This is a genomic window from Pseudomonas sp. D1-36, from assembly GCF_051132205.1.
In the GTDB taxonomy this organism is placed as follows: domain Bacteria; phylum Pseudomonadota; class Gammaproteobacteria; order Pseudomonadales; family Pseudomonadaceae; genus Aquipseudomonas.
The window spans coordinates 2051214-2078150 of record NZ_CP071674.1 but is presented as its reverse complement, the minus strand read 5'-3'; the positions used below and the strand labels follow the sequence as shown (position 1 = coordinate 2078150).

At 59.2% G+C, this 26937-nt stretch carries 25 protein-coding genes, 1 tRNA gene and 1 pseudogene; 10 read left to right on the top strand and 17 right to left on the bottom strand.

Annotated features, from left to right (window positions below; genetic code table 11):
* Window positions 1-1044, bottom strand: coding sequence for a GlxA family transcriptional regulator (locus J3P76_RS09405; protein WP_434606585.1), 1044 nt, complete (start codon window positions 1042-1044; stop codon window positions 1-3).
* Between the two features lie 267 nt (window positions 1045-1311).
* On the opposite strand from J3P76_RS09405, the pseudogene J3P76_RS09400 reads away from it, so the two are divergent.
* Both J3P76_RS09400 and J3P76_RS09395 read left to right on the top strand, forming a co-directional pair.
* Window positions 1312-2346: pseudogene (locus J3P76_RS09400) on the top strand (cache domain-containing protein); the annotation flags it as partial.
* A gap of 54 nt (window positions 2347-2400) precedes the next feature.
* Complete coding sequence (locus J3P76_RS09395) at window positions 2401-3255, top strand: methyl-accepting chemotaxis protein (RefSeq protein WP_420765927.1); 855 nt, start codon at window positions 2401-2403, stop codon at window positions 3253-3255.
* 138 nt (window positions 3256-3393) lie between these two features.
* On the opposite strand, the gene J3P76_RS09390 is transcribed toward J3P76_RS09395, so the two are convergent.
* Together J3P76_RS09390 and J3P76_RS09385 are read right to left on the bottom strand one after the other, a co-directional pair.
* Window positions 3394-4200: a DMT family transporter gene (locus J3P76_RS09390; RefSeq protein ID WP_434606587.1), complete on the bottom strand. Its 807-nt coding sequence runs from the start codon at window positions 4198-4200 to the stop codon at window positions 3394-3396.
* 239 nt (window positions 4201-4439) lie between these two features.
* A complete protein-coding gene (locus tag J3P76_RS09385; RefSeq protein ID WP_434701776.1) occupies window positions 4440-5339 on the bottom strand; it encodes a glycine betaine ABC transporter substrate-binding protein in 900 nt (299 codons plus the stop codon).
* 481 nt (window positions 5340-5820) lie between these two features.
* Here J3P76_RS09385 and J3P76_RS09380 point away from each other — a divergent pair, with 481 nt between their 5' ends.
* Complete coding sequence (locus J3P76_RS09380) at window positions 5821-7857, top strand: FAD-dependent oxidoreductase (protein WP_434606592.1); 2037 nt, start codon at window positions 5821-5823, stop codon at window positions 7855-7857.
* A gap of 93 nt (window positions 7858-7950) precedes the next feature.
* Here J3P76_RS09380 and J3P76_RS09375 read toward each other — a convergent pair whose 3' ends face one another.
* Complete coding sequence (locus J3P76_RS09375) at window positions 7951-8736, bottom strand: pyrroline-5-carboxylate reductase family protein (RefSeq protein ID WP_434606595.1); 786 nt, start codon at window positions 8734-8736, stop codon at window positions 7951-7953.
* Entirely contained in the window at window positions 8733-9434 is a 702-nt protein-coding gene (locus tag J3P76_RS09370) for a TetR/AcrR family transcriptional regulator (protein WP_434606598.1), read from the bottom strand. Before J3P76_RS09370 ends, J3P76_RS09375 begins: the two co-directional genes overlap by 4 nt.
* Before the next feature lie 458 nt (window positions 9435-9892).
* Between J3P76_RS09370 and J3P76_RS09365 the strand changes: the two genes are divergently transcribed.
* Complete coding sequence (locus J3P76_RS09365) at window positions 9893-10156, top strand: hypothetical protein (protein ID WP_420765848.1); 264 nt, start codon at window positions 9893-9895, stop codon at window positions 10154-10156.
* Window positions 10157-10381: 225 nt separating this feature from the next.
* On the opposite strand, the gene J3P76_RS09360 is transcribed toward J3P76_RS09365, so the two are convergent.
* Window positions 10382-10951, bottom strand: a complete 570-nt coding sequence (locus J3P76_RS09360) for a TetR family transcriptional regulator (RefSeq protein ID WP_434606601.1) — start codon at window positions 10949-10951, stop codon at window positions 10382-10384.
* Window positions 10952-11152: 201 nt separating this feature from the next.
* On the opposite strand from J3P76_RS09360, the gene J3P76_RS09355 reads away from it, so the two are divergent.
* The 5 genes from J3P76_RS09355 (at window position 11153) to J3P76_RS09335 (ending at window position 15411) form a co-directional block, all read left to right on the top strand.
* Entirely contained in the window at window positions 11153-11935 is a 783-nt protein-coding gene (locus J3P76_RS09355) for an SDR family NAD(P)-dependent oxidoreductase (protein ID WP_434606603.1), read from the top strand.
* A 136-nt stretch (window positions 11936-12071) separates the two neighbouring features.
* Window positions 12072-12680: a LysE family translocator gene (locus tag J3P76_RS09350; protein ID WP_420765845.1), complete on the top strand. Its 609-nt coding sequence runs from the start codon at window positions 12072-12074 to the stop codon at window positions 12678-12680.
* Window positions 12681-12810: 130 nt separating this feature from the next.
* A complete protein-coding gene (gcvA, locus tag J3P76_RS09345) occupies window positions 12811-13716 on the top strand; it encodes a transcriptional regulator GcvA (RefSeq protein ID WP_420765844.1) in 906 nt (301 codons plus the stop codon).
* Between the two features lie 76 nt (window positions 13717-13792).
* The gene (locus tag J3P76_RS09340; RefSeq protein ID WP_434606606.1) at window positions 13793-14620 is read left to right on the top strand and encodes an EamA family transporter; all 828 of its coding nucleotides are present in this window, start codon (window positions 13793-13795) and stop codon (window positions 14618-14620) included.
* Window positions 14621-14649: 29 nt separating this feature from the next.
* Window positions 14650-15411, top strand: coding sequence for an SDR family oxidoreductase (locus J3P76_RS09335; RefSeq protein WP_434606608.1), 762 nt, complete (start codon window positions 14650-14652; stop codon window positions 15409-15411).
* Window positions 15412-15492: 81 nt separating this feature from the next.
* Here J3P76_RS09335 and dctA read toward each other — a convergent pair whose 3' ends face one another.
* A complete protein-coding gene (gene dctA / locus J3P76_RS09330) occupies window positions 15493-16800 on the bottom strand; it encodes a C4-dicarboxylate transporter DctA (protein ID WP_434559639.1) in 1308 nt (435 codons plus the stop codon).
* A gap of 100 nt (window positions 16801-16900) precedes the next feature.
* A complete protein-coding gene (locus tag J3P76_RS09325) occupies window positions 16901-18070 on the bottom strand; it encodes a mandelate racemase/muconate lactonizing enzyme family protein (RefSeq protein ID WP_434606611.1) in 1170 nt (389 codons plus the stop codon).
* A gap of 99 nt (window positions 18071-18169) precedes the next feature.
* Between J3P76_RS09325 and J3P76_RS09320 the strand changes: the two genes are divergently transcribed.
* Window positions 18170-19045 (top strand): LysR family transcriptional regulator, encoded by an 876-nt coding sequence (locus J3P76_RS09320; RefSeq protein ID WP_420765839.1) that lies wholly within the window; start codon window positions 18170-18172, stop codon window positions 19043-19045.
* A 109-nt stretch (window positions 19046-19154) separates the two neighbouring features.
* Here J3P76_RS09320 and J3P76_RS09315 read toward each other — a convergent pair.
* The 9 genes from J3P76_RS09315 to thrS all read right to left on the bottom strand — a co-directional run bounded on the left by J3P76_RS09315 (window position 19155) and on the right by thrS (window position 26611).
* A tRNA-Pro gene (locus tag J3P76_RS09315) sits at window positions 19155-19231 on the bottom strand.
* A gap of 90 nt (window positions 19232-19321) precedes the next feature.
* Window positions 19322-19678, bottom strand: coding sequence for a MerR family transcriptional regulator (locus J3P76_RS09310; RefSeq protein WP_003179985.1), 357 nt, complete (start codon window positions 19676-19678; stop codon window positions 19322-19324).
* The gene (gene ihfA / locus J3P76_RS09305) at window positions 19659-19961 is read right to left on the bottom strand and encodes an integration host factor subunit alpha (RefSeq protein WP_002553164.1); all 303 of its coding nucleotides are present in this window, start codon (window positions 19959-19961) and stop codon (window positions 19659-19661) included. Before ihfA ends, J3P76_RS09310 begins: the two co-directional genes overlap by 20 nt.
* Before the next feature lie 3 nt (window positions 19962-19964).
* Window positions 19965-22343, bottom strand: a complete 2379-nt coding sequence (pheT, locus tag J3P76_RS09300; protein ID WP_434701775.1) for a phenylalanine--tRNA ligase subunit beta — start codon at window positions 22341-22343, stop codon at window positions 19965-19967.
* A gap of 26 nt (window positions 22344-22369) precedes the next feature.
* Window positions 22370-23386, bottom strand: a complete 1017-nt coding sequence (gene pheS / locus J3P76_RS09295) for a phenylalanine--tRNA ligase subunit alpha (protein ID WP_434676172.1) — start codon at window positions 23384-23386, stop codon at window positions 22370-22372.
* A gap of 109 nt (window positions 23387-23495) precedes the next feature.
* Window positions 23496-23852, bottom strand: coding sequence for a 50S ribosomal protein L20 (gene rplT, locus J3P76_RS09290; RefSeq protein WP_039592831.1), 357 nt, complete (start codon window positions 23850-23852; stop codon window positions 23496-23498).
* Between the two features lie 30 nt (window positions 23853-23882).
* Complete coding sequence (rpmI, locus tag J3P76_RS09285) at window positions 23883-24077, bottom strand: 50S ribosomal protein L35 (protein WP_002553160.1); 195 nt, start codon at window positions 24075-24077, stop codon at window positions 23883-23885.
* 60 nt (window positions 24078-24137) lie between these two features.
* Window positions 24138-24689 carry a translation initiation factor IF-3 gene (gene infC / locus J3P76_RS09280; protein WP_169432615.1) on the bottom strand — a complete coding sequence of 184 codons (552 nt, stop codon included), beginning with the start codon at window positions 24687-24689 and terminating at the stop codon, window positions 24138-24140.
* Complete coding sequence (thrS, locus tag J3P76_RS09275) at window positions 24689-26611, bottom strand: threonine--tRNA ligase (RefSeq protein ID WP_420765837.1); 1923 nt, start codon at window positions 26609-26611, stop codon at window positions 24689-24691. The genes infC and thrS overlap by 1 nt, the downstream gene beginning before the upstream one ends.
* Between the last annotated feature and the right edge of the window lie 326 nt (window positions 26612-26937).

Below are 26937 nucleotides of genomic sequence, written 5' to 3'. Positions count from 1 at the left end.
TCACGGCGATATCTGCTTGCGTCCAAACGTCGAGCGATAGCTGCCAGGCGGTACGCCGAAAAAATCCCGGAAGCGTCGTTGGAAATGCGGTGAGCTGACGAAACCCGTCGCGACGGCGATCTCGGTGACGGAGCGGTTGGTCTGTTGGATCAGCTGGCGTGCACGGGTCAGGCGCAGCTCCAGGTAATAACGCGTCGGGGTCGCGCCGAGAAACCGGCAGAACCGCCGTTCCAGCTGGCGTTTGGAAACCTTGACGCACGCCGCCAGCTCATCGATCGTCAACGGCTCCTCGACGTTCTGCCACATCAGTTCCAGCGCCAGCTTGAGGCTTTCCGGCAGCGTCGGGTCCGTCTCGACGAAGATTGGCGGCAGATCCGAGGCGTCATCCCCTGACTCATCGCAGCGAAGGATCTCTTCGATGGCTCCCACCAGCGTCTCCCCGCCCGTGCGGCGGATCAGTTGGAGCATCATGCGCAGCGAACTGTTGGCGCCCGCGCAACTGACCCGCTCACGGTCCACGACATAAGCGCGACTGGACACTTTCACGCCAGGGAACATCTCAGCCATCGTTGCGCGACTTTCCGGGTGGACCGCGCATTCGAAACCGTCGAGCAGGTTCGCCTCGGCTACGAAAAACACGCCATTCCACAACCCGCCCAACCACGCTCCGCAAGCCGCATTGGCGCGCAGCTTGCGCCGCAGTAATGGCGTACCCGCAAGCTTCACGCGAAAGCCGCCGGCGACAATCAGCACGTCCAGGTTGTCCGGCAACTGCGCCAGCTCAAGATCGGTTGAGATGACGATTCCCAGGTCGCTCGTCACCTGCCCGCCCGAAGCGCCTACCGTCAGCACTTCATACAGTGGCGTGTCGTTCATCAGGTTGGCGGTGACCAGTGCGTCCACCGCTCCGGTGAAGGACATCATCGAGAAGTTGTCCATCAGCACAAACGCGACGCGCACCGGCGCCTGGCTGACCGACGCAGTCCCTTGGGGCCGATAAGCCATGTTCTTGTTCTTGAGTACGCTTTCGAATGCGCTTGGCATGGGGCCTCGGATGCAGGAAGGCGATCTGGTGGGGAGCCGGCGCAAAGCCCGGAGCATGCCATCTTGCGGGTTAACCGCAGCAACGGCTTGCGTTCCCGCGACATAACCATCGGCATTAACGACGTCCGACAAATGGTGCTCTCAAGGGAATACGACCTTGGTCGATAGCGTGGATGTAGGCATGGGCGCTTTCCGTTCCAGAGTTCGCAATGCTCACCGCTAATGTTTCCGCCGTTCCAATACCGATAAATACCCGCGGGAGAAGTCATGAATATCAAACAGAAGCTGACCTGGGCGTTCGCAACCATTGCCTGCCTCCCGGTTATCCTGGTGGCGGTGCTCGTGGTGATGAACCTGCGCGATGCGGCACAAGCCAACTTCCTGGACAGCAGCAGCCGCGAAATCCGCCAGATCGACAACGGCATGAAGCAGTTCTTCGACGGCATCATGCAGAACGTTGAATTCTTCGCCAAGGACCCGCGGATCGTCGCGGCCAAGGACCTGAAGAACTACTCCGGCGCTGATGCTGCGCAAATTCCTCTTACCGAGAACAACAAACAACTGCTGGATATCTTCGATCGGTTCGCCAAGAGCCACCCGACCACCGCCTACCTATCCCTGGGCCTGGCGGACGGTGGCTACGCCAGTTGGCCGGATGATCCGAAAATCTCCAACTACGACCCGCGCCAGCGCCCCTGGTACAAGGCTGCCGTTGCCGCGCCGGGCACCACCGTGAAGACCGATGCCTATTACTGGGCCCCCGACGACGTGTCGCTGATCGGCATCGTGCACACCGTCGCCGATGCCAGCGGCAAGCTGGTTGGCGTGGTGGGCCTGGACGTGTCGCTCAAGCAACTGACCGAACTGGTGAAGAACATCAAGCTGGGCGACAGTGGCTACCTGATGCTGGTGGAAGGCAGCGGCAACGTCTTGGTGGACCCCGCCGACGCCAAGCACAACTTCAAACCCTTGGCCGACCTCGGTCCCAACTACGCAGCATTGGCCAAGAGCAGCGATGGCGCTACCCAGATCGAGATCGACGGCGTGCCGTACATGGCCAACATCGTCACCTCTAAAAGCCTGGGCTGGCGGTTCATCGGCCTGATCAAGCGTGACGAGGTGATGGCCGAAGCCGCGAGCCTGACCTGGTTGATCGCTATCATCGCCGCCGCGCTGGCCGTGGTCTTCGCGATCGTCGGCGCCAGCTTCGCCAGCGTTATCGTCCGGCCGATCCGCGGCGTTGCCAACGGCCTGCAGGAAATCGCTGAAGGTGAAGGCGACCTCACCCGCCAACTCGCTGTACAGGGCAAGGATGAAACCGCCACCCTGGCAAGCTGGTTCAACCAGTTCCTGGGCATGATAGCGCAACTGGTTCAACGCATCGGCAGCGCCTCCTCCGACCTGCAAACCGCAGCGGCGGACACCCGCGACGTCGCACAGAACATGAACGAAGCCGCCGGGCGCCAGCGCCAGGCCGTGGAGCTGGTGAGCACCGCGTTCAACGAAATGGTCGCCACCGCCAACGAAGTGGCCCGCTCGTGCAGCCAGGCCGCCGTCAGCGCGGACACCGGTTATCGGGATGTACACGACGGCCAGCACCACATCGGCGAAGCCACGGGCAGCGTGTTGAGGCTCAGTGAAGAATTGCAGCAGTCGACCCAGACCATGCAGGCGCTGGAACAGGACAGCAAGAACATCAACACGATCCTGGACACCATTCGCTCGATCGCCGAACAGACCAACCTGCTGGCCCTCAACGCGGCGATTGAAGCCGCACGTGCCGGCGACCAAGGCCGCGGCTTTGCCGTGGTGGCCGACGAAGTACGCGCCCTGGCGCGGCGCACCGCTGACTCCACCGGCGAGATCGACAGCTTGCTCGGCAACCTCGCCCGGCGCACCCAGGAAGTGACGCAACAGATGCAGAACAGCCTGCACGTGTCGCAAACCAGCGTCGAGCGCATCCAGCAGGCCCGCGACAGTTTCGACAAGATCCGCACCTCGGTGGACTCGATCCGCGACCAGAACACGCAGATCGCCACCGCCGCGGAACAACAGCACCAAGTGGCCGAAGACATCAACCGGCACATCGCGCAGATCCACTCCGATGCGCAGCTGGTTGAAGAGTTTGCTCACACCGCACAAACCGGTTCGGGGCGTTTGACGGATATCTCCGGACAGCTCAAGGGCTTGGTGGGACGCTTCAAGTTCTAAACTGGGCTTAAGTCCACTGAAGATCAAATGTGGGAAGCCTGCTCGCGAAAGCGTCGTCACAATCAGCGAAGGAGCTGAACGTGCCGACCTCTTCGCGAGCAGGCTCGCTCCCACAGGATTATGGGTTTGATGGAATCACTACCCTTTTGCCTTGATCGCATACATCCCGCCGGCAATTACCAGACAGGCCCCTACGACTGTCCATGTGTCGGGCAGCTCGCCGAATACCAATAGGCCAATCAGCGTAGCGAACACCAGAAGAGAATAATTGAACGGTTGAAGTGTGGCTGCCGTTGCAACCTTCAGCGCCTGAAGCAATAACAGCTGGGCCACCACACCGGTCATGGAGAGCACACCTATCAGGCCCCATTGCGCCGGGTTCGGTGCTACCCAACCTGGTAGACCCAACAAGGTGATTGCTATCGCGCCGAAAAAACCCATGTGAAGCATGTTCGTCGCGAACGAGTCCCCCCGGCTGATTCGTCGGGTCAGCACGCTGAAAATCGCAAAACCCAAGGCAGACAACAGCGGAATCAGCGCCGCCAGTTCGAAAACACTGGAGCCGGGACGAAGGATAACCAGCGTCCCCGTGAAGCCAATGGCGGCGGCAACCCATCGACGCACGCCAATGAACTCCCCTAGAAACGCCCCCGCCAACGCCAGTGTCATCAAGGGGAATACCGCGTACAGGGCATGCATTTCAGCGAGTCCCAGATAGCGCAGCCCCAATCCGAACAAGGCGCTCTCACCCACGCCAATGAGCGCACGAATGATCTGCTGGTAGGGATGGCGGCTTCGGCACGCGGTCCATAGGCTGCCCTGATAGGCGCTATAACCGACAGCAAAAGCCAGGAACACCCAATAACGCACCATCACCAATTGTGCGATCGGGAGCTCCTTGACCAGCACTTTGGTGACCCCATCCTGAGCTGCAAAGATCAGCATGGACAGAAGGCAAAGGACGATACCTAAGCGCGGTCGCGGGGCGTCATGATCATGCACCGCGCGCACCAGCCTCGGTCGAGGCCGACTTCAACCTGACGGGCGGTTCTTCATCAAGTTTGATATCCCATGTCGTGACCGTCATCGCTCAGCCTCTGAATAGAACAAGGACTCATCCAGCAGCGCCCTTGGCTCTCGACCAAGGGCACCGGACTGCAACAGCTATCGGACAGCAACGGCCATCACTGGGCTGGTGTCGCGGACGCCGTCTGGCTGCCAAACATCGCTTCGAAACGCGGTTTGTTGGCTGCGTAATACTCTGCCACCACCTTGTCCGCCGAGCTGTCACGGGCGTCCGCCATCAACTTCTCAAGGTCCGCTTTCGGAATCTTGAAGTTGGCGAAGAATCGGGCCACATCAGGGTGCTCCGCGCTGAAACCTTTGCGTGCGAAGGCGTGGATCTGCTCAGCGCCACCGAAAATCTGCTTCGGATCATCCAGGTAGCGCAGCGGCCATTTGGCGAACATCCAGTGCGGGCTCCAGGCGTTGATCAGTGACCATTTGTCACGCTTGAGGTTGCGATCCAATTCACTCAGCATCCCGGACTCTGAAGAAGCGACCATCTTGTAGCCGTCGAGCTTGTATTGCTCGATGGCTTTTTCCGTCAGCTTGTACTGACCATTGCCCACTTCCGAAGTGAGGATCTTGCCGCCGAGTTTCTCCCGCACTTCAGGCTTGTTGAGGTCTTCGACGCTGGCGATCTCGCTGGTTGGAATGGAGGTGGGCACCGCCATGCCGATCCGGCCTTCGTACAGCACGCCGAGGTCTTCGAGCCTGTCCTTGTACTTGTCATAGAACGACTTGTGGGTACTGGGCAGCCAGACCATCGGGATCAGGTCGATATTGCCGTTGGCCAGGGCCTGGAACTGGATGCCGATATCGGCCAGCACCAACTTGACCGGTTGCTTGAGGTGATCCTGCAACGCGGTGTTCGCCAGTTTCACCGCGATCTCCGTATCCGACCAGTTCACCCAGCCGATGCGGATGGGCGCGGGTTCATCGGCCTGAGCGATCAGACTGCCGCAGGCAAATGCAAGGCCTGCAAACCAGCCGATAAAATTTTTACTGGATAACGTCATCATGTGCATCTCCGCAGACTGTATTAATAGTTATTGGCAGGGCAGCAGAAGCATTCATTTTCCATCACGACCGCAAGCGGCCATCCGGTAAGTTCTAGTTATCAAAATACAGGGACTTGTGTTTTCGGCCCTCCTCCGCCCTTTGGCGTTTCCAACCGCAATGACCGGCTCATTCACAGCGCTTTCTCGCGTGCCGGCAAAGCCTCGAACAAATTCCCCCTCAGCAGGTAATCCGCCCAGCCTCCAGACCGTTGGGGGCAAACCCTGAATCCACCGCTGCGTGGGAGGCACCCATCGCGCCACCACGCTGATGCAGGCGAGCGGCCGCACGTGCCGAATCCCCCTGTTTCGACTGGATGGTAATCCTGGTTTTCCTGCCACGCAAGAAAAATGTACACATGTGTCCCACTCGTTGACACAACTGAACATTCAACATACCGTTATGTCAAAACCCAGCCTGATGTTCTGTTCCCGGAGCAACACCATGTCCAGCGATCCTCTGCTGCAGCCCTACAAAATCAAGCATCTGACGCTCAAGAATCGGATCATGACCACCTCGCATGAGCCCGCGTATCCCGTCGATGGCATGCCGAAGGATCTGTACCGTGCCTATCATGTCGAGCGGGCGAAGGCCGGCGTGGCGCTGACCATGACTGCCGGCTCCGCTGCCGTTTCTCGGGATAGCCCGCCGGTATTCAACAACGTGCTGGCGTACAAGGACGAAGTGGTCAAATGGATGAAAGACCTGACCGATGAGTGCCACGAACACGGCGCGGCGGTGATGATCCAGCTCACCCACCTGGGACGCCGCACGCGCTGGGACAAGGCCGACTGGCTGCCGGTTGTCTCGCCGTCCCATCGCCGCGAAGCGTCCCACCGGGCGTTTCCGAAAAAGCTGGAAGACTGGGACATCGACCGCATCATCAAGGATTACGTCGATGCCGCCGAGCGCATGAAAGCCGCGGGACTTGATGGCCTGGAGTTGCAGGCCTACGGGCACCTCATGGATCAATTCTGGTCGCCACTGACCAATGAGCTTGATGGGCCCTACGGCGGTTCCCTGGAAAACCGAATGCGCTTTACCTTCGATGTGTTGCGCGGTATCCGCCAGCGTTGCGGCGAGGACTTCCTCCTTGGTGTGCGCTACACCGGCGACGAGGATCTTCCCGGCGGTTTTGGTTTCAGCGACGGCATCCAGATTTCCCACATGCTCAAGGACAGCGGCCTGGTGGATTTCCTAAACGTCGTGCGCGGTCATATCGATACCGATGCGGGCCTCACCGACGTGATACCGATCCAGGGCATGCGCAACTCGCCGCACCTGGATTTTGCCGGGGAGATCCGCTCGGCAACCGGTTTCCCGACGTTCCATGCGGCCAAGATTCCGGACGTCGCCACGGCGCGACACGCCATCGCCTCTGGCAAGGTGGACATGATCGGCATGACCCGCGCCCACATGACCGACCCGCACATCGTGCGCAAGATCATCGAAAAACGTGAAGAAGAGATCCGTCCTTGCGTTGGCGCCAACTACTGCCTGGACCGTATCTATCAGGGCGGCGCGGCGTACTGCATCCACAACGCCGCCACCGGCCGCGAAACCACCATGCCCCATGAGATTCCCAAGGCATCGGTCAAGCGCAAGGTGGTGGTGATCGGCACCGGCCCGGCGGGCTTGGAAGCAGCACGGGTGGCCGGCGAACGCGGCCATGACGTCACGGTGTTCGAAGTGGCGGATCAGCCCGGGGGGCAGATCCGCTTGACCGCGCAAAGCGAACGGCGGCGCGAGATGATCAGCATCATCGATTGGCGCATGACGCAGTGCGAACGGCTGGGCGTAAGGTTCCACTTCAACACCTGGGCCGAAGCCGAGACGGTCCTGGCCGAAGAACCGGATGTGGTGATCGTTGCCACAGGCGGCTTGCCCCATACCGAGGTGCTCAAGCTAGGCAATGAGCTGGTGGTGTCGACCTGGGACATCATCTGCGGCGATGTCAAGCCTGGCCAGAACGTGCTGATCTTCGATGACGCCGGCGACCACGCGGCGCTCCAGGCCGCCGAGGTCATCGCCAACAGCGGCGCGAAACTGGAGATCGTCACGCCGGACCGGTCGTTTTCGCCGGAGGTGATGGCGATGAACCTGGTGCCGTACATGCGCAGCCTGCAAGACCTGAACGTCACGTTCACGGTCACGTATCGGGTCGACTCGGTGGAGCAACGCGACGGGCAGCTGGTTGCCCACTTCGGTAGCGATTACGGCCAGGTGCACAAGCAGCGCGTGGTCGATCAGGTGGTGGTCAACCATGGCACCCTGCCGCTGGACGATCTGTACTTCGAACTGCGCCCATATTCGAGCAACAACGGCGCGGTCGAACAGCACAACCTGATCGCAGGGAACCCCCAGAACATCGTGACCAACCCCGAGGGCCGCTTCCAGTTGTTCCGGATCGGCGACGCCGTGTCGGCGCGTAATACCCACGCGGCCATCTATGATGCGCTGCGGCTGGTCAAGGACATCTGAAGTCGTGCCCAACATGATCTTTTCAATTGCTGAAAACTGAAGTGGGAGCGAGCTTGCTCCCACAAGGGTTTTGCGGACGCGGGACTCTTGGGGTCAGGTTTGAAGCCCTTTGCGCGCCACGGCGGCGCCCGCTTGCAATGCCCTTCCCACCTGCGCCTCGAAATGCCCCTGGGTCATTGATTGCAACGCGGCGGCTGTCACGCCGCGGTAGGCAACCAGAGTATCGATCATTTGCTGGGCGTCGCGGGTGGCCAGCAACTGGCTGCTGTTGATCACGACATTGCTTGCGGCAAGCTGCGCAATCTCGCCGGGGATACCGGCTGCCATCGCCTGACTCGCCAACGCTGTCATCAACAAGGCAGGAAAGGCCGGGCCGGTGCCCGAAAGCGCGGAGAGATAATCGATAAAGTCTTCCTGCTGGACCTCTGCGGCAGTGCCCACGCATTCGAACAACTGCTGAATGAGGGTCTTCGTCATCGGTTCCACCGCGCCAGCGCAATACCAAGGCGTAAAGGACTGCCCGATTTCCACCGCCGCGTTGGGCATCGCCCGCACGACTCTTGAGGCCAAGGTCCGTGCGGCGATTGCCTGCGCCGTGATCCCGGCCATCAATGAGATCACCGTCTTGCCCGATGCGTCGAGGGTCAGGCTGGCGAATTGCTCGGGTCTTACTGCGATGATGATGACGTCGCTGCGATCCGCCAGTGCCTGGTTATCGGTGACCAGGCAAACGCCTTGCTTCGCCAATGGATGGGCACCTGAGCGATTGGAAATAATCAGATTACCCGCCGGCAACCAGGCCTTCGCCAACACGGCCTTGGCAATCGCCGCGCCCAACCACCCCGTTCCGCCGACGATTCCCAGCGTCACTTCATTCATTTTTCAGCCGTTTCTTCAAAGGTTTCCATCAGCGGCACGAACACCCCTGACTCTTTTTCGGCATAGCCGAATTTGCCATAAAACCGATCCAGCTCACGCTGCTTGGGCACCTTGCCGGTGAAAATGCTCACGTAATGCGGGATGCGCTGGAAGCGCACGGTGATCAGCTCGCTGGTGTTCATGGTGATGTAGCCGATCTGCGTCAGATAAATCGTCCGAGCCCGTGCGTCGGCCCCCTGGCTGTCGTAGCCGAAGCGCTTGAACATGCTTGCCAGGGCGCCCATACGTTGCTCGTCGACAATGGCGACCTGTTGCGCGACGTCTGCGGACTGGAGCGCCCAACTGCGCACCGCAAATTCAAACTGAGAATCGAACAATCGCGGATTGAGCCAACATTCAAAAACATTCAGGATCGCCTCGGAGATGCTCTCGGCGTAGCTTTCGCTTTGCCGGATCAAACCCCCGGTGTTGGTTTCGCGCCAGCGCGACAGCAAGGCCGCCAGCAACTGTTCGCGATCCTCGAAAAACCAATAGAAGCTGGTGCGTGACAAACCTAGGCGTTTGGCCAACGGCATGACCCGGACCGCATCGATGCCGGACTCCTTCAAAGCCTCATAGGCCGCTTCCAGCCACCCTTCGGGCGACCCTCGCCAACCTGCGTCCTGGGCCTTGCCACGCGCCTTTCCCACCTGGGGCATCTTGCATCCACCTTATTGAACATACGTAACGCGAATGTACTCGGATGACCGCTAAATGTACACCTAAGTACATTTGATTGACGAGCCGTTCCCTCCTCTCCCCGAGGTCGCGAAAGGACCAATGAGAGCAAGTCATGGGTCGCCCAAAGTGTCGCCCTGGCCCGGTCGCGGTTGCTCGGCGATCACTTGCAGACGAGCAACCTGGTCCGTCCCACCCCAACCCTCTTACGCACTGATGCCAAGCTCTGCCTCCTGGGCCCGTTGGGCCGGACGTCTGAGCGGCAAAGTGTCAGGCGTTTTCGCGAACGGCTGATGACACATCTGGCCCAAACGAAGGATGTTTGATCGGTGGCGCCTCGACCCGTTTTTTATCAATCTGCTTAAAAAACCGGGCCTGCGGCCGATACCCATGACAAGAGCCCAGCGACTGGGTAGCTGGATGGCGGCGGGAACCGGTAATGACAGACATATATCTGCTGATAGCGAGCGGTACGGACCAGAGCGATGCGTACGTCCTGGGTTGGTTCGATGACCGAACCAAGGCCCGGGAAGTGGCCGAGCAGAAGGAATGGGAAGCTTATCGAGCCAGTCTGAAGGCGGAACACCCTTGGTCAAGCCATAAACCACTGGCACCGGACAAGACCGAATACCGGCGCTACTGGATCAAGACCGTTTCGAAATTCGAACACGTTTCCATCCCGAGGTCCCTCGCGGTGCACTGACAGCCCTGCCCCTCATAGCATCGATTCATTGCGAAAATTTAACGAACCGCGCGCGCTCGCCAAGGGTCTAGAAAACTAAGCCCATCCGATGAGAGCGTTCCTATGTTGAAATTTCTTGGTGGTACCGTTGGGATCATTTTCCTGATCGGCCTGATCGTGGTCATAGCCTTGTTCAAGTTCATTTTCTGATCCGGCCAGCGGTAGCGCATTGCGCTACCGCTGGCTTTACACGGGTTCGGACGCGGGCAATAACGCCAGGATCCGATCACGGCAGACTTGCAGTATCTCATCCGCCAACGGAGCATCATCCGGACAGGCCCGCGACAGCATGACTGCGCCGACGGCCTGGGCGAACAGGTTGATCATCGCTGCCCGGCCCCCTTCTTCTGTCGCCCCGAGCTTTTCCTCCAGTGCAGCCAGGGTGCCCTCCAATCCAGTGGCAAACGTGGTTTTCACCTCATCGTCCTGACGCGCCGCGTCGCCGCACAATGCCGCCATCGTGCAGCCGTTGCCCCGCGCATCGCGGTGCTCGCGCGAGACATACATGGCGAAAAAACCCGCGACATCCAGTTTGCTTGCGCTGGTCAATGAGCGCGAAAGACTGTCTGCGGCGGCTTCCGCCATCAGGTCGGCTTTCGAACCGAAATGCTTGTAGAAACCACCGTGAGTGAAGCCGGCGGCGGCCATCAGGTCCGCCACACCGATGCCGTCAAAGCCACGTTCACGAAACAGAACAGACGCCGTCTCGACGATATGTTGCCGGTTTGCCTGTGCCTGAGCCTTAGTCACTCTCATTTTTCATCACCTCGTACCGCTCGAATCATGCCTCGCATCATACATAGATGCCGACCATAATCAAATTCATTGACATCTTAGATTTCGGTCATCATCCTAACAACCAACCCACACGCCCCCCTAAGCTCGATGTGGACCGCCAACGGCGGCGAAAAACCCCGCCGTTGATCGCACGTCTTAATCCCTGAAGAGACCGACACCATGACCACTCGCAAAACCGTCCTCATCACTGGCGCTTCCACCGGTATCGGCGCTGTCTATGCCAAGCGCTTTGCCCAACGCGGCCACGATCTCGTGCTGGTGGCCCGTGACAACGCCCGGCTGGAAGCATTGGCAACCGAGCTGCGCAACGAACACCATATTACCGTCGATGTGCTCCAGGCCGACCTCACCCAATCCGCTGACTTGAACCGGGTCGAAGCGCGCCTGCGAGATGACGACCGTATCGGCATCCTGATCAACAACGCGGGCGCGGCCCAATCCGGCAGTTTTATCGAACAGACCACCGACAGCGTCGCGCACCTGGTTTCGCTCAACACCACCGCGTTGGTACGGCTCGCCAGCGCCGTCGCTCCACGCCTGGCAAAGGCCGGCGACGGCGCGATCATCAATATTGGCTCGGTGGTCGGCTTGGCGCCGGAATTCGGCATGTCGGTATATGGCGCGACCAAGGCATTCGTGTTGTTCCTCTCCCAGGGGCTCAGCCTCGAACTCAACCCCAAGGGCGTCTACGTCCAAGCCGTCCTGCCGGCGGCTACCCGGACCGAAATCTGGGAACGCGCGGGCATCGACGTCAATACGCTGAGTGAAATCATGGAAGTGGACGATCTGGTCGACGCGGCGCTGATCGGCTTCGATCGTCGCGAACCGGTGACCATTCCGCCACTGCAGGACGGCGCTCGCTGGGATGCGTTGCAGGCCGCGCGCCAAGGGTTGCTGGGGCAGATCAAGCAATCGGCGGTGGCTGAGCGGTACAAGGCCTGACGGTTCCAAGGTCACCGCTGCGCCGCCGCGGTTCCCTCTATTGGTTAGCCAAATGGCGGTGAAGTGGATTAAGCGCTTTCCATGATCGCTGTTCACCCGCAGGATGTGCTCGGGATCACCACACCTGGACTGGATCATGCCATTTGAGACTTGGTTGCTCTATCTGCTCACCTGCTGCGGCATTGCGGTAGCGCCAGGCCCCAATGCGTTGTTGGCGCTTACCCATGGGGCAATCCATGGAACCCGCAAGACGTTGTTCACTATCGCAGGCGGCGTACTCGGCTTTTCAGTCGTGCTTTCGCTTTGCGCATTGGGGCTGGGTGCGCTGATCCAGGCATCCGCCACTTGGTTCACGGCACTGAAGATCGTTGGCGGGCTCTACCTGATCTGGTTGGGCTTCGGTCTGTGGCGATCCCCGCCCGTCAGTCTCGACGCGACGAGTAACGAAGGCTTTCGACGGTGGTCGCTGTTCCGCCAAGGCTTGGTATCGGCCATCTCCAATCCCAAGGCGCTGCTGCTGTTCACCGCGTTCATCCCGCCCTTCCTTGATCCGCACCGCAATATCATTGCGCAGACACTCACCATTGCGCTGACTTACGCCGTGGTCGAATTCATCGTTGAATACTTTGTCGCCAGCGCAGCTCACCGGGTCAGGCCTTGGCTGGCTCGAACCGGGCGCCGGTTCAACAAAGTCTGCGGTGGCTTTTTTGTGGCTTTTGGGGTGAGCTTGCCCATTCATAGCTGAATACCTAAACCGCAATCATTGCCTACCCATCGGACCATCGCGTAGAAAGCGCCCCCGACTCCAGGCCTGGCTATATCATGAGCTAATGTTCATGATTTGCTTTTGCGCCGAATCGCCGGGATACCTATACATGAGAGACCTGCCGCCGACCGCCACATTGCGTGCCTTTGAAGTCGCAACCCGACACCCCACGTTCACCGCGGCCGCGCAGGAGCTGCACGTGACGCAGAGCGCAGTCAGTCACCAGCTCAAGCACCTGGAGGCGCTTTGGGGGTTGCAGTTGTTCGAGCGTGGCAAGTCACTGACCCTCACGGCAGCGGGGGCTACGCTGGCGCCCATCGTGCGGGAATTTTTCATGAGCCTGGAAGCGACCCTGGGCGATCTGCGCGAGCAGAAAGGCAGGGTCAGGCTCGAAGTCAGCACCACGTATTCCTTCGCGCTGAAATGGCTGCTGCCGCGCTTGCCGGGGCTTTCCCGCCATTATCCGGAACTGTTGGTCGCGCTGGACACCACCGATAAGATCATCCATTTCTCCAACGCCCAAGCCGATGTTGCGATCCGGCTTGGCAAAGGCAACTATCCCGGCCTGTATTCGGAGTTCCTGTTCGGCGAGCAGGTGTTTCCGGTGGCGAGCCCCGATCTGCTGCAGCGCTTGGGCATGCCACATAGCCCCGCCGAACTGCTGCATTACCCGCTGCTGACCCGTGACGGCGCCGAGCTGGTACCAAAATGGGAGGACTGGTTTCAGAAGGTTGGGTTGGAATTGTCGCCGCTCAAGGAGAGCGTCAGGTTCGGCGACACCAACATGACAGTGGAGGCCGCGTTGCTCGGCCAAGGTGTTGCCTTGGTGCGTAGCGGCCACGTTGAAACCGAAATCAGCGACGGCCGCCTGGTGCGGCTGTTCGATGTGCCGTTTGCGTCACCGCTTGCCTATTATTTTGTCTGTCCCAAGGGCATCGAATCGCAACCGCACATCGTCAGCTTCCGCCAATGGCTGGCCAGCGAGGCGTTGAAGGTTCAACACGTCTACGACTGATACATGAGATTTTGCTCATGAACCAATGAGGAGACTTCTCTGTCGCCCGGCCGTCGCGCTGCCTAGAATGGCGACCATGCCTACCCATATCGTCCTGCTGGTCCTGTTCGCCGCGCTCCTGCATGCCAGCTGGAATGCCTTGCTGCGTGGCGGCGCCGATCGACTCTGGTCAATGACGGTCATGTGTATCGTCATCGCCATCGTCTGTGCCATCGCCGCGATATTCATGGTGCCACCGGCGCCGGCCAGCTGGGGCTATGGGTTGCTTTCGGCGTTGCTGCACGTGGGCTACAACCTGTTTCTGGTGCGCAGCTACCGGGTCGGCGACTTGGGGCAGATCTATCCGATTTCCCGCGGATCGTCACCGGCGTTGATCACCCTGGGGGCGGCGATCTTTGCCGGAGAAAACATTACCCCCGGTGAGCTGCTCGGTATCGGCCTGGTGTCCGGCGGCATCATTTCCCTGGCCTTCCGTGGACGCAGCCTGTCGGTTCCCAGCCTGCCTTATGCGCTGGGAACGGGTTGCTTCATCGCAGCCTATAGCGTCATCGACGGCATGGGCGCCAGGCTTTCCGGCGCGCCGCTCGCCTACACGGTGTGGATGTGCGCCGCGTGGGGTGTGCTGACGCCTCTCGTGTACATCGGCCTGCGCGACGCCCGCAGCTTATTCTCCGTCCGGCCCGGGATACTCGCCGCGTCGGTCGGCGGGCTGGTCTCGCTGATCGCCTATGCAATTGTCATCTACGCCATGAACGAAGCGCCTCTGGGCGCGGTATCGGCATTGCGCGAGACCAGCGTGTTGTTCGCGGTATTGATCGGCTACCTGTTTCTTGGCGAGACGCTCACCGCCCGCCGGGTCTTGGCGTGCACCGTGATCGCCAGCGGCACCTTCATCATCGGCTGACCCATCAACTGCCCAGGAGAATATTCCCAATGGCTGACATCCCGCAGGCGCCCTTGATCCTGATAACCGGTGGAAGCCGCGGCGTGGGTGCCGCCACCGCTCGGCTGGCCGCCGCACAAGGCTACGACGTCGCCATCAGCTATATCGCCAACGAGACCGCGGCACTGACCGTGGTGGCGGATGTGGAGGCATTGGGACGGCGCGCGCTGGCCATGCGCGCCGACAGCTCGGACCCCAAGCAGGTAGCCGATCTATTCGCAGCCATCGACCGCTCGTTCGGACGCATCGACGTCCTGGTCAATAACGCTGGGGTACTGTCGGCTCAGTCACGCCTGGAGGACCTCGGCTTCGAGCGCATGCAGCGCATCTTTGCAGTCAATTCCATCGGCCCGATTCTCTGCGCCCAGCAGGCAGTGAAACGCATGTCCCACCGGCACAACGGCCCCGGCGGAGTCGTGATCAATATCTCCTCGGCATCGGCGCGCCTCGGCAGCCCCAATGAATACGTCGACTATGCGGCATCAAAGGGAGCATTGGAGACGTTCACCATCGGGTTCGCCAAAGAGGTGGCCCGAGAAGGCATACGCGTCAACTGCATCCGCCCCGGGCATATCTACACCGAAATGCATGCCAGCGGCGGCGAGCCGGGACGGGTCGATCGGGTCAAGGATTCCATCCCCATGGGGCGTGGCGGTCAGCCGGAGGAAGTGGCGCGGGCCATTCTATGGCTGGCCAGCGCGGAGGCGTCGTTTGTGACCGGGACATTTCTTGATGTGACGGGGGGCAAATGACGTGGATGGCCTCATTGGAACGAAGCCTGGAGGCCAGAGCCGGTCATGCCGCTGAAGCGGAATGACCGGAGGCCTTATCGATTATTTTTGCGCCAACAATGCCTTTCTCGCAGCCTTGTCTTGCTTCATTGCGGCGATTTCACGCTCGCAGGCCTCGACGTCGAAAGAGTTGTCCCACTTGGCAATGGCGATGGTGCCGATGCCGTTGCCAATGAGGTTGGTCACAGCCCGCGCTTCGTTCAGGAACCGGTCAATCCCCAAGAGCAAAACGAGGCCTACCAACGGGATGGAGTGGATGGTCGTGAGCGTTGCCGCCAATGTCACAAACCCAGCGCCCGCCACGCCAGCCGAGCCTTTGGACGTCAGCAGGAACACACCAAGCAGGATCATTTGGTCCACGAAAGTCAGCGGCGTATTGGTGGCTTGGGCAATAAAAATGGCGGCCATGGTGAGATAGATACAAGTGCCGTCAGCGTTGAAGGTATACCCCGTAGGCAGCACCATCCCCACTACTGATTTTTTGCAGCCAAGCTTTTCAAGCTTCACCATCATTCGCGGCAACACAGCCTCGGTTGAACAGGTGCCCAGCGTGATGAGGATTTCATCCTTGAAATAACGCAGAAATTGCAGCAGCGGCATGCCCGACCATCTCGCCACCGTACCCAGCACGACCACGATGAATATCAACGTCGTGACATAGAGCGCGACAAGCAGTTGTCCGAGTGAGAACAAGGTCCCAATTCCGTATTTGCCGATAGTGAATGCCATACCGGCCCCAGCACCAATCGGCGCCAAGCGCATGACCATCGCAACTATTTTGAAGAGGCCTTGCAAGAACAGGTCAATGGTATTGATCAACGGCTTGCTGGTTTCGCCCATTTGAACCAGGGCAACTCCCATCAATACCGAAAGCAGGATGACCTGAAGCATGACGCCATTGGAGAACGCACCAATGAAAGTCTGCGGGATGATATTGAGGAAGAACTCAACGGTGCCGCCCTGTTCATTCGCAACTTGGCTGTATTTGCCAATAGCACTTGCATCAAGCGCGCTGGCATTGATGTTCATACCCACGCCAGGCTTCACGATGTTGACGACGATAAGACCGACAACCAGAGCAATGGTGGACAGGATTTCGAAGTAGATCAATGCCTTCACACCGATCCGACCGACTTCCTTGATGTTGCCCATCTTCGCTATGCCGACCACGACAGTGCCGAAAATAATGGGTGCCAATAGCATCTTTATCAGTTTGATGAAGCCATCGGCAAAGGGTTGGAGCTTGGCTCCGATATCAGGAACGAAGTAACCGATTGCTGCGCCAATCACGATACCGATCAGCACTTGCACGTACAGCTGGCTATACCAGCGGGACTTGGAATTTTCCACGGAAGCACCTCATTTTATTTTTGTGATGGGCTGTGGGCTGGCGCCGGTGGGTGGCGCCTGGTTCTGCGGCCTGCTCCTGCAGGCCGCAGCTTGAGGGTGATCAGCCTTCGCCCAGCTCACGCATGACTGCATACAAGGCAGATTTGGCTTCGAATCCCACACCCGGAATATCCGGCAGACCGACGTAGCCGTTTTCCACCTTGATCCCATCGGCGAACCCACCGAATGGCTGGAACACGTCTGGGTATGATTCGTTACCGCCCAGGTGCAGGCCGGCTGCGATGTTCAGGGACATCTGGTGACCGCCATGGGGCACTACGCGACGGGAAGACCAGCCCAGCTCTTCCATGACTTCAAGGGTGCGCAGGTATTCCACGAGGCCATAAGACAGTGCGCAGTCGAATTGGAGGAAGTCGCGATCGGGCCGCATGCCACCGTGGCGCAACAAGTTGCGAGCATCCTGGTGGGAGAACAGGTTTTCACCGGTGGCCATGGGCAATTCATAGTGATTGGCCAGCTCAGCCTGCAATGCGTAGTCAAGCGGATCACCGACCTCTTCGTACCAGAAGAGGTTGTACTTTTTGATGGCTTCCGCGTAAGCGATTCCCGTCTGAAGATCGAAGCGACCATTGGCGTCGACCGCCAATCGACGACCGTCCCCCACCACTTCAAGTACCGCTTCGATGCGACGGATGTCTTCGTCCAGTGGCACCGCACCGATCTTCATCTTGACCACATCGTAGCCACGATCCAGATAGCTCTGCATTTCCGCCTTGAGCTTTGTCTGGTCCTTGCCAGGGTAGTAGTAGCCACCCGCTGCATAGACCCAGACCTTGTCATCCGCCACGCCATTGCGGTAGCGGTCAGCCAGCAGACGATAGAGCGGTTTGCCTTCAATCTTGGCGACGGCATCCCATACGGCCATGTCGATGGTGCCAACTGCGACGGAGCGCTCTCCGTGTCCGCCTGGCTTCTCGTTAGTCATCAGGGTCTTCCAGATCGCGAACGGATCCAGGTTGTTGTTTTCATGATCGACAAGGGTGTCGGGCTCAGCTTCGGTGACACGCGCCAGGAAACGATCACGCATCAGGGCACCCTGGCCGTAGCGGCCATTGGAGTTGAAACCGTATCCGATCACGGGTTTGCCATCGCGAATCACATCCGTGACCACAGCGACGACCGAGCAGGTCATTTTGGAGAAGTCGATGTAGGCGTTGGCGATTGGGGACGCAATGGAAACGGTTTTTTCACGAATATCGACGATGCGCATGAGGGGTTCCTCTTGTTGTTTGTAGCCCCACGTTAGGCTTTGCGATCTTTCCCGCCCAATGCTATTAATGCCGCACCCTATGCACAGGAGGCATGGCCCTTGGAACTCGTTTGGCTCGAAGACCTTTCAGCACTCGCGGAATATGGGAGCTTCGTTCGGGCGGCTGAAGCGCGGCACGTCACTCAGCCAGCGTTCAGTCGCAGAGTGCGCTCGTTGGAAAATTGGATGGGCGTACAGCTGTTCATCCGCACGCCTCATGGCGCGACGCTGACCGAAGCGGGGAGGCAGATATTGCCGAGCGCCCAGGAAGCCGCGCGGCGCTTGTACCGAATGCGCAACGAGGCTCAGGAAGTGGCGGGAATGGCCGCCAGATCATTGCAGTTCGCTGCAACCCATTCCCTGTCGTTTACCTTTTTCCCAAGATGGCTCCGCGGCGCAGAACACGGCGCCCCCATCGAGGCCGTGCAGTTGCATTCAGGTAGCATGGCCGTCTGTGAGCAAATGCTGATACACGGACAGGTTCAGTTTCTGCTCTGTCACCGCCATCCCGACGTTCCTCCGTTGCTGGCGCCTGACCAGTTCACGGGTAAGAAAGTTGGCGAAGACGTCCTGGTTCCCCTGGCGAGTGCTTCTGCCAACTTTGGTACCTCCCCAGCGGCACTGCCCTACCTCGCCTACACCCATGAATCAGGATTGGGGCGCATCGTTGCTCATCGATTGCAGGGCAAGGAAGACTACCTCCACCTCAAGCCCCTCTTCAGCAGCCACCTCGCGGCGGTGCTGATGTCGATGGCGCTGGAAAGCAAAGGAGTCGCATGGCTACCCAAAAGCCTCACCGAGCAGGAGATCCTGGACGGGCGCTTAGTCAGGGCATTGGACGAGAGTTGGGATATCCCACTGGAAATTCACCTGACCCGCCCGACGGCGCCACTCAGCCAATCCGCAGAAGAGTTCTGGTCCAGGGTGGGCGTCTAGGCTTATCACGCATGGCTTGAGATTAATCTGAAGCCGTTGTATTGAGGGGTTGGGAACAACCATAAAAAAAGGGTCGCGAGATTAAATCTCGCAACCCTTTTGGATTGTATGGTCGGGACGGAGTGATTCGAACACTCGACCCCTAGCACCCCATGCTAGTGCGCTACCGGACTGCGCTACGCCCCGACTAGGCGTGAATCTTGTTCCGCTTCTCAACGGAACGCTCAGGAATATATCGCAAGCTTTTGAAAACTGGAAGTATTTAAAAGCAGAAATTTATTTCTTGAGCACCACCAGTACATCTTCGAGCTCGGCGATCATCTGGCGGATCATCTGTTTGTACTGGGTTGTATCGTCCTTGGCCTCGTCACCGGAGAGGCGCAGGCGCGCTCCGCCGATGGTGAACCCCTGGTCGTACAGCAGCGCGCGGATCTGCCGGATCATCAGCACGTCCTGGCGCTGATAATACCGTCGGTTTCCGCGGCGCTTGACCGGGTTGAGTTGAGGAAACTCCTGCTCCCAATAGCGCAGCACGTGCGGTTTAACCGCACACAGCTCGCTGACTTCACCAATGGTGAAGTAGCGTTTGCCCGGGATGACGGGTAGTTCGTCGTTATGACTTGGTTCCAGCATAAGCCTCAACTCGGGCCTTCAACTTCTGCCCTGGACGAAAGGTGACCACACGGCGAGCCGTGATCGGGATTTCTTCTCCCGTTTTCGGATTGCGGCCAGGCCGCTGGCGTTTGTCCCGAAGGTCGAAATTGCCGAATCCGGACAATTTGACCTGCTCGTTGTCTTCGAGAGCGTGCCTGATTTCTTCGAAAAACAGTTCGACCAATTCTTTGGCCTCCCGTTTATTCAGGCCCAACTCCTCATACAGACGTTCCGCCATCTCAGCTTTCGTCAGAGCCCCCATACGTCACTTCCTTAACGTGGCGTTCAACCTGTGTTCGAGCGAGGTGAGGATATTCTGCGTTGCGGTATTCACCTCATCGTCATTAAGAGTGCGCGATGGATGCTGCCAGGTCAAGCCGACTGCAAGGCTTTTTCTATGCGGATCAATGCCTTTACCTTGATACACGTCAAATAGCCTGAGGTCCGTCAGCCATTCGCCTGCATTTTCACGGATTACTGCCAGTACGGCACTGGATGCAACGCCGACATCGGCTATCAAGGCAAGGTCGCGACGCACTTCAGGAAAGCGCGATAACTCCTGGAATTTCGGCATTTTTCCTTGGGCGACTTCAGCCAGGACCAGCTCGAAAACGAAGATTGGGCGATCAAGACCCAGCGTCTTCGACAACTCAGGGTGGATCGCGCCGACATAACCGACTTCACGACCGTCTCGCTCGATGCGCGCGGTCTGACCCGGGTGCAACGCCGGATGCTTGCCAGGCACGAAGGTGAACGCGCCGAGCGCACCAGCAAAGCCCAGCACCGCTTCCACGTCGGCCTTGACGTCGAAGAAATCCACGCCATCACGACCTTGGGCCCAGCCTTCCGGCAGGCGGCTGCCGCAAACGACACCGGCCAGCATTGGCTCTTGCTTCAGGCCGTCCAACTGACCGACAAAACGCAGGCCGCTTTCGAACAGGCGTACGCGGTCCTGCTGGCGATTCAGGTTGTGCTGGAGCGACTTGATCAGGCCCGGCCACAGGGACGAGCGCATCGCGGCCATGTCATTGGAGATCGGGTTGGCCAACAGCAGTGGCTCAACACCTGGGCTGAACAATTCGAACTGACGCGGATCGATGAAACTGTAGGTGATCGCTTCCTGATACCCACGAGCCACCAGCAGGCGACGCAGCTCCGGCAGGTCACTGCGGGCCTCTGCCTTGGCTTGCGGGGCCAGGCGAGCCTGGGGATAGCGGACCGGCAGGCGATTGTAGCCGTACAAGCGGGCCAGCTCTTCGATCAGATCGACTTCCAGGCTAATATCGAAGCGATGGCTTGGCACTTCGACCTGCCACTGCCCTTCCCCCTCGGCCCGGACGGTCAGGCCCAAGGCGTTGAGCAGACGCTCGACTTCGGCCGGGGCCATTTCCATGCCTAGCATCTGGGTGATGCGTTGGGCACGCAGCGTCACCGGCGCGATATTCGGCAGGTGCTGTTCGCTGACGGTTTCGATGATCGGGCCGGCTTCGCCACCGGTGATTTCCAGCAGCAGGCCAGTGGCGCGCTCCATGGCTTCACGGGCCAGTTGCCAATCCACGCCACGCTCATAGCGGTGCGAGGCGTCAGTGTGCAGGCCGTAGGAACGAGCCTTGCCGGCGACGGCGATCTGGTCGAAGAAGGCGCTTTCAAGGAATACATCACGGGTGGTGGCGGAGACGCCACTGTGCTCGCCGCCCATCACGCCTGCAATCGCCAGGGCGCGGGTATGGTCGGCAATCACCAGCGTATCGCTGCGCAAGGCCACTTCCTGGCCATCGAGCAGCACCAGCTTTTCACCTTCTTCAGCCATGCGCACGCGGATGCCGCCGTTGATTTCGGCGAGATCGAATGCGTGCAGCGGCTGACCCAGCTCAAGCATTACATAGTTGGTAATGTCGACAGCCGCGTCGATGCTGCGCACGTCGGAGCGTCGCAGGCGCTCGACCATCCACAGCGGGGTCGGCTTGGACAGGTCGACATTGCGGATCACGCGGCCCAGGTAACGCGGGCATGCGCTCGGCGCCAAGACTTCGATCGGACGGACTTCGTCATGCACGGCCGGGACACTCGCAACCACCGGGCGAGTGACCGGGGTGGCGTACAACGCGCCGACTTCACGGGCCAGGCCAGCCACTGACAGGCAGTCGCCACGGTTCGGCGTCAGGTCGACTTCGATGCTCGCATCGTCCAGGCCCAGGTATTCACGAAAATCCTTGCCGACCGGCGCATCCGCCGGCAACTCCATCAGGCCGTCGTTGCCTTCGCCAACCTGCAATTCGGCTTGGGAGCACAACATGCCGTTGGACTCGACACCGCGCAGCTTGGCTTTCTTGATCTTGAAGTCACCCGGCAGTTCTGCGCCGATCATGGCAAACGGGATCTTCAGGCCGGGACGCACGTTTGGTGCACCGCACACGACCTGGAACGTTTCCCCGCCACTGCTGACCTGGCAAACCCGCAGCTTGTCCGCGTCAGGGTGTTGTTCGGTGCTCAGCACCTCCCCCACCACCACGCCACTGAATGCGCCGGCGGCCGGCGTCACGCTATCGACCTCAAGACCGGCCATCGACAGGCGAGCAACCAGCTCGTCCTGGCTTACCTGCGGGCTAACCCAGCCGCGCAGCCATTGTTCACTGAATTTCATCCTGCTCTCCTAAAGGTTCGTTACGACTAGCGAAATTGCGCGAGGAACCGCAAGTCGTTGTCGAAGAACAGACGCAAGTCGTTCACGCCGTAACGCAGCATGGCCAAGCGTTCCACGCCCATGCCGAAGGCAAAGCCCGAGAATCCTTCCGGATCGATCCCGGACATGCGCAGCACGTTCGGGTGAACCATGCCGCAGCCCATGACTTCCAGCCAGCCCGTCTGCTTGCAGACGCGGCAGCCCTTGCCGCTGCACATCACGCACTCCATGTCGACTTCGGCCGATGGCTCAGTGAACGGGAAATAGGAAGGGCGGAAGCGCACGGCCAGTTCTTTTTCGAAGAACACCCGCAGGAACTCTTCGATAGTCCCTTTCAGGTCAGCGAAATTGATGTCGCGATCCACCAGCAGGCCTTCGACCTGATGGAACATCGGCGAATGGGTGATATCGGAGTCGCTACGGTACACACGGCCTGGGCAGACGATGCGGATCGGCGGCTGCTGCGATTCCATGGTGCGGACCTGTACCGGAGAGGTATGGGTGCGCAACAACATGTTCGCATTGAAATAGAAGGTGTCATGCATCGACCGGGCCGGGTGGTGGCCTGGGATGTTGAGCGCCTCGAAGTTGTGGTAGTCGTCTTCGACCTCAGGACCCTCGGCAATGCCATAGCCGATGCGGGTGAAGAACTGCTCGATGCGTTCCAGGGTCCGGGTCACCGGATGCAGGCCACCGGAAGTCTGGCCACGGCCAGGCAGGGTCACGTCGATGGATTCGGCCGCGAGCTTGGCCGCCAGGTCCGCCTCCTCGAACAGCGCCTTGCGCGCATTGAGGACTTCTGTGACACGTTCCTTGGCGACGTTGATCAGCGCACCAACCTGCGGACGCTCTTCGGCCGGCAGGTTCCCCAGGGTCTTCATCACCTGAGTCAACTCGCCTTTCTTGCCAAGGTAGTGAACCCGGATTTGCTCCAGGGCATTGATATCTTCAGCGCTTTGCACAGCCTCTAGTGCTTGAGCGACCAGCGCGTCCAGGTTTTCCATGTACAGACTCCAGATACAAAATAGGGGAAGAGCTTTAAGGCTCTTCCCCTATTTATGACGTTTGGCACCCGGGCCCACAGAGGTGAGCCCCGGTGACTGCCGGGGGTACTTAAGCCAAGGTGGCTTTAGCTTTCTCGACAATCGCAGCAAACGCCGCTTTTTCGTTCACTGCCAGATCAGCCAGAACCTTACGGTCGATCTCGATGGACGCTTTTTTCAGGCCGGCGATGAAACGGCTGTAGGACAGACCGTAGGTACGAGCACCAGCGTTGATACGAGCGATCCACAGAGCGCGGAACTGACGTTTTTTCTGACGACGGTCACGGTAGGCGTATTGGCCTGCCTTGATTACGGCTTGCTTGGCAACACGGAATACGCGGGAACGCGCACCGTAGTAGCCTTTAGCAAGTTTCATAATTTTCTTGTGACGCTTACGGGCAATGACGCCACGCTTTACACGAGCCATGAGTTACTTCCTCTATTCTTGATCCAAAAATTAACGAAGGCGCAGCATGCGCTCGACTTTTGCCACGTCAGACGGATGCAGCAAGCTGCTACCGCGCAGTTGACGCTTACGCTTGGTCGACATTTTGGTCAGGATGTGGCTCTTGAAAGCGTGCTTGTGCTTGATGCCGTTAGCAGTTTTCAGAAACCGCTTAGCAGCACCACTTTTAGTTTTCATCTTTGGCATGTTCGGATACTCCGCATTCAGTTGATAAACATAATCGCAAGGCCTGCCGTGCCCTGGTGATTACTTCTTCTTTTTCGGGGCGATGACCATGATCAGCTGGCGTCCTTCCATCTTAGGATGCTGTTCGACCGAACCGTACTCGAGCAGGTCTTGTTCAACCCGCTTGAGGAGTTCCATCCCCAGCTCCTGGTGGGCCATCTCACGGCCGCGGAATCGCAAGGATACCTTGGCCCTGTCCCCGTCACTCAGGAAACGTACCAGGTTGCGCAGTTTTACCTGGTAATCCCCTTCCTCCGTCCCTGGACGAAACTTAATTTCTTTTACCTGAATCTGCTTCTGGTTTTTCTTCGCCGCGGCAATCTGCTTCTTCTTTTCGAAGATCGACTTGCCGTAGTCCATCACCCGGCAAACGGGTGGGACTGCGTCCGCGGAAATTTCCACCAGATCAAGCTTGGCTTCTTCAGCAATACGAAGCGCTTCATCAATCGAGACGATGCCAATCTGCTCGCCATCAGCGCCAATTAACCGAACCTCGCGTGCCGAGATATTCTCGTTGATCGGGGCTTTCGGTGCAGCTCGTTTATCTTGTCTCATTTCACGCTTAATAATAATTACTCCGAATCTGGGCGACCACGCCGGGAAACCGCTTGCGCGAGAAACTCGGCGAATTCGGCGACGGGCATCGAGCCCAGGTCAGCACCTTCACGAGTACGCACAGCGACAGTCTGCATCTCGACCTCCCGATCTCCAATAACCAAGAGAAAGGGAACCTTGAGCAAAGTATGCTCGCGGATTTTAAAGCCGATCTTTTCATTTCTCAAGTCGGACTTGGCACGAAATCCGCTTTGATTGAGAGTTTTTTCGACTTCGGCGGCAAAATCTGCCTGTTTATCAGTGATATTCATGATCACTGCCTGGGTCGGCGCCAGCCACGCGGGGAACGCACCCTCGTAATGCTCGATCAGGATCCCGACGAAACGCTCGAAGGAACCGAGGATCGCGCGGTGAAGCATGACCGGGTGCTTGCGGCTGTTGTCTTCGGACACATATTCAGCGCCCAGACGGATCGGCAGGTTGAAATCGAGCTGCAAGGTACCACATTGCCAGACGCGGCCAAGGCAATCTTTCAACGAGAATTCAATCTTCGGACCGTAGAATGCGCCCTCGCCCGGCTGCAGCTCGTACGCAAGCCCCGCGCTGTCGAGGGCGGCGGCCAGGGCGGCCTCGGCGCGATCCCACAGTTCGTCGGAACCGACGCGTTTTTCCGGACGAGTGGACAGCTTCATTTCAACTTCGGTGAAGCCGAAGTCCCGGTAGACGTCCATGGTCAGCTTGATGAACGCGGCGGATTCAGCCTGCATCTGCTCTTCAGTGCAGAAAATGTGCGCGTCGTCCTGAGTGAATGCCCGCACGCGCATGATGCCGTGCAGCGCACCCGATGGCTCGTTACGGTGGCAAGCACCGAACTCGGCCAGGCGCATCGGCAGCTCGCGATAGCTCTTCAGGCCCTGGTTGAATACCTGCACGTGGCACGGGCAGTTCATTGGCTTGATGGCGTAGTCGCGGTTTTCCGACTGGGTGGTGAACATGTTGTCGGCGTAGTTGGCCCAATGCCCGGATTTCTCCCAGAGGCTGCGGTCGACCACTTGCGGCGTCTTGATTTCGAGGTAGCCGTTCTCACGCTGGACCTGGCGCATGTACTGTTCTAGCACCTGGTACAGAGTCCAGCCGTTCGGGTGCCAGAACACCATGCCCGGGGATTCTTCCTGGGTATGGAATAGGCCCAGGCGCTTGCCGATCTTGCGGTGATCGCGCTTCTCAGCCTCTTCGATACGCTGGATGTAGGCCGCCAGCTGCTTCTTGTCCGCCCAGGCCGTGCCGTAGACGCGCTGCAACTGTTCGTTCTTCGCGTCGCCACGCCAGTAGGCGCCGGACAGCTTGGTCAGCTTGAAGGATTTCAGGAAACGCGTGTTCGGCACGTGCGGGCCGCGGCACATGTCGACGTATTCTTCGTGGTAGTACAGGCCCATGGCCTGCTCGTCCGGCATGTCTTCCACCAGACGCAGCTTGTAGTCCTCGCCACGGGCCTTGAAGACTTCGATGACTTCGGCGCGCGGGGTGACTTTCTTGATGACGTCGTAATCTTTCTCGATCAGCTGCTGCATGCGCTGCTCGATCGCGGCCATGTCGTCCGGGGTAAAAGGACGCTCGAAGGCGATGTCGTAATAGAAGCCTTCGTCGATGACCGGCCCGATGACCATCTTCGCGCTCGGGTACAGCTGCTTGACCGCATGACCGACCAGGTGCGCGCAGGAGTGACGAATGATCTCCAGCCCCTCTTCATCCTTGGGCGTGATGATTTGCAGCGTGGCATCGCTGTCGATGACATCGCTGGCGTCGACCAGTTTGCCGTTTACCTTGCCGGCCAGGGTGGCCTTGGCCAGGCCCGCGCCAATGGATGCGGCGACCTCGGCTACGGAAACCGGGTGGTCGAATGAACGTTGACTGCCGTCGGGAAGAGTAATAGTTGGCATGGCGCCTCCTCTCCTAGTGGTGACCCCTACCAAAGGTCACGTGGGTTGGGATGAGCCAGTACAAGATCCAGTCCAGGCCATTCAATGACGAACGCCTGCCTTACAGCGGCAGGAGCCTTGCGGCCAACCGGGAAAACCGAACCAGAGTGACTGGGATTCAAATCAGGGTTAGTCGAACATTTGCCGCCGCCGGGACTTGTCGTCATCCGGAGCCTGAAAATACCCGAGCCCGGCATGCTAACACAGATGAACGGTCATCGCCGCGCTCGCGTTGGAGCGAACGTAAAAGCGGGGCTTTTATGCCAAAGTGCTGAACTGAAGCGCCC

What these genes read in the sequence shown, in the direction of transcription:
- J3P76_RS09405 (WP_434606585.1), bottom strand. Translation starts at nt 1,044, where the DNA reads ATGCCAAGCGCATTCGAAAGCGTACTCAAGAACAAGAACATGGCTTAT.
- J3P76_RS09395 (WP_420765927.1), top strand. Translation starts at nt 2,401, where the DNA reads ATGATAGCGCAACTGGTTCAACGCATCGGCAGCGCCTCCTCCGACCTG.
- J3P76_RS09390 (WP_434606587.1), bottom strand. Translation starts at nt 4,200, where the DNA reads ATGCTGATCTTTGCAGCTCAGGATGGGGTCACCAAAGTGCTGGTCAAG.
- J3P76_RS09385 (WP_434701776.1), bottom strand. Translation starts at nt 5,339, where the DNA reads ATGATGACGTTATCCAGTAAAAATTTTATCGGCTGGTTTGCAGGCCTT.
- J3P76_RS09380 (WP_434606592.1), top strand. Translation starts at nt 5,821, where the DNA reads ATGTCCAGCGATCCTCTGCTGCAGCCCTACAAAATCAAGCATCTGACG.
- J3P76_RS09375 (WP_434606595.1), bottom strand. Translation starts at nt 8,736, where the DNA reads ATGAATGAAGTGACGCTGGGAATCGTCGGCGGAACGGGGTGGTTGGGC.
- J3P76_RS09370 (WP_434606598.1), bottom strand. Translation starts at nt 9,434, where the DNA reads ATGCCCCAGGTGGGAAAGGCGCGTGGCAAGGCCCAGGACGCAGGTTGG.
- J3P76_RS09365 (WP_420765848.1), top strand. Translation starts at nt 9,893, where the DNA reads ATGACAGACATATATCTGCTGATAGCGAGCGGTACGGACCAGAGCGAT.
- J3P76_RS09360 (WP_434606601.1), bottom strand. Translation starts at nt 10,951, where the DNA reads ATGAGAGTGACTAAGGCTCAGGCACAGGCAAACCGGCAACATATCGTC.
- J3P76_RS09355 (WP_434606603.1), top strand. Translation starts at nt 11,153, where the DNA reads ATGACCACTCGCAAAACCGTCCTCATCACTGGCGCTTCCACCGGTATC.
- J3P76_RS09350 (WP_420765845.1), top strand. Translation starts at nt 12,072, where the DNA reads ATGCCATTTGAGACTTGGTTGCTCTATCTGCTCACCTGCTGCGGCATT.
- gcvA (WP_420765844.1), top strand. Translation starts at nt 12,811, where the DNA reads ATGAGAGACCTGCCGCCGACCGCCACATTGCGTGCCTTTGAAGTCGCA.
- J3P76_RS09340 (WP_434606606.1), top strand. Translation starts at nt 13,793, where the DNA reads ATGCCTACCCATATCGTCCTGCTGGTCCTGTTCGCCGCGCTCCTGCAT.
- J3P76_RS09335 (WP_434606608.1), top strand. Translation starts at nt 14,650, where the DNA reads ATGGCTGACATCCCGCAGGCGCCCTTGATCCTGATAACCGGTGGAAGC.
- J3P76_RS09325 (WP_434606611.1), bottom strand. Translation starts at nt 18,070, where the DNA reads ATGCGCATCGTCGATATTCGTGAAAAAACCGTTTCCATTGCGTCCCCA.
- J3P76_RS09310 (WP_003179985.1), bottom strand. Translation starts at nt 19,678, where the DNA reads ATGCTGGAACCAAGTCATAACGACGAACTACCCGTCATCCCGGGCAAA.
- ihfA (WP_002553164.1), bottom strand. Translation starts at nt 19,961, where the DNA reads ATGGGGGCTCTGACGAAAGCTGAGATGGCGGAACGTCTGTATGAGGAG.
- pheT (WP_434701775.1), bottom strand. Translation starts at nt 22,343, where the DNA reads ATGAAATTCAGTGAACAATGGCTGCGCGGCTGGGTTAGCCCGCAGGTA.
- pheS (WP_434676172.1), bottom strand. Translation starts at nt 23,386, where the DNA reads ATGGAAAACCTGGACGCGCTGGTCGCTCAAGCACTAGAGGCTGTGCAA.
- rplT (WP_039592831.1), bottom strand. Translation starts at nt 23,852, where the DNA reads ATGGCTCGTGTAAAGCGTGGCGTCATTGCCCGTAAGCGTCACAAGAAA.
- rpmI (WP_002553160.1), bottom strand. Translation starts at nt 24,077, where the DNA reads ATGCCAAAGATGAAAACTAAAAGTGGTGCTGCTAAGCGGTTTCTGAAA.
- thrS (WP_420765837.1), bottom strand. Translation starts at nt 26,611, where the DNA reads ATGCCAACTATTACTCTTCCCGACGGCAGTCAACGTTCATTCGACCAC.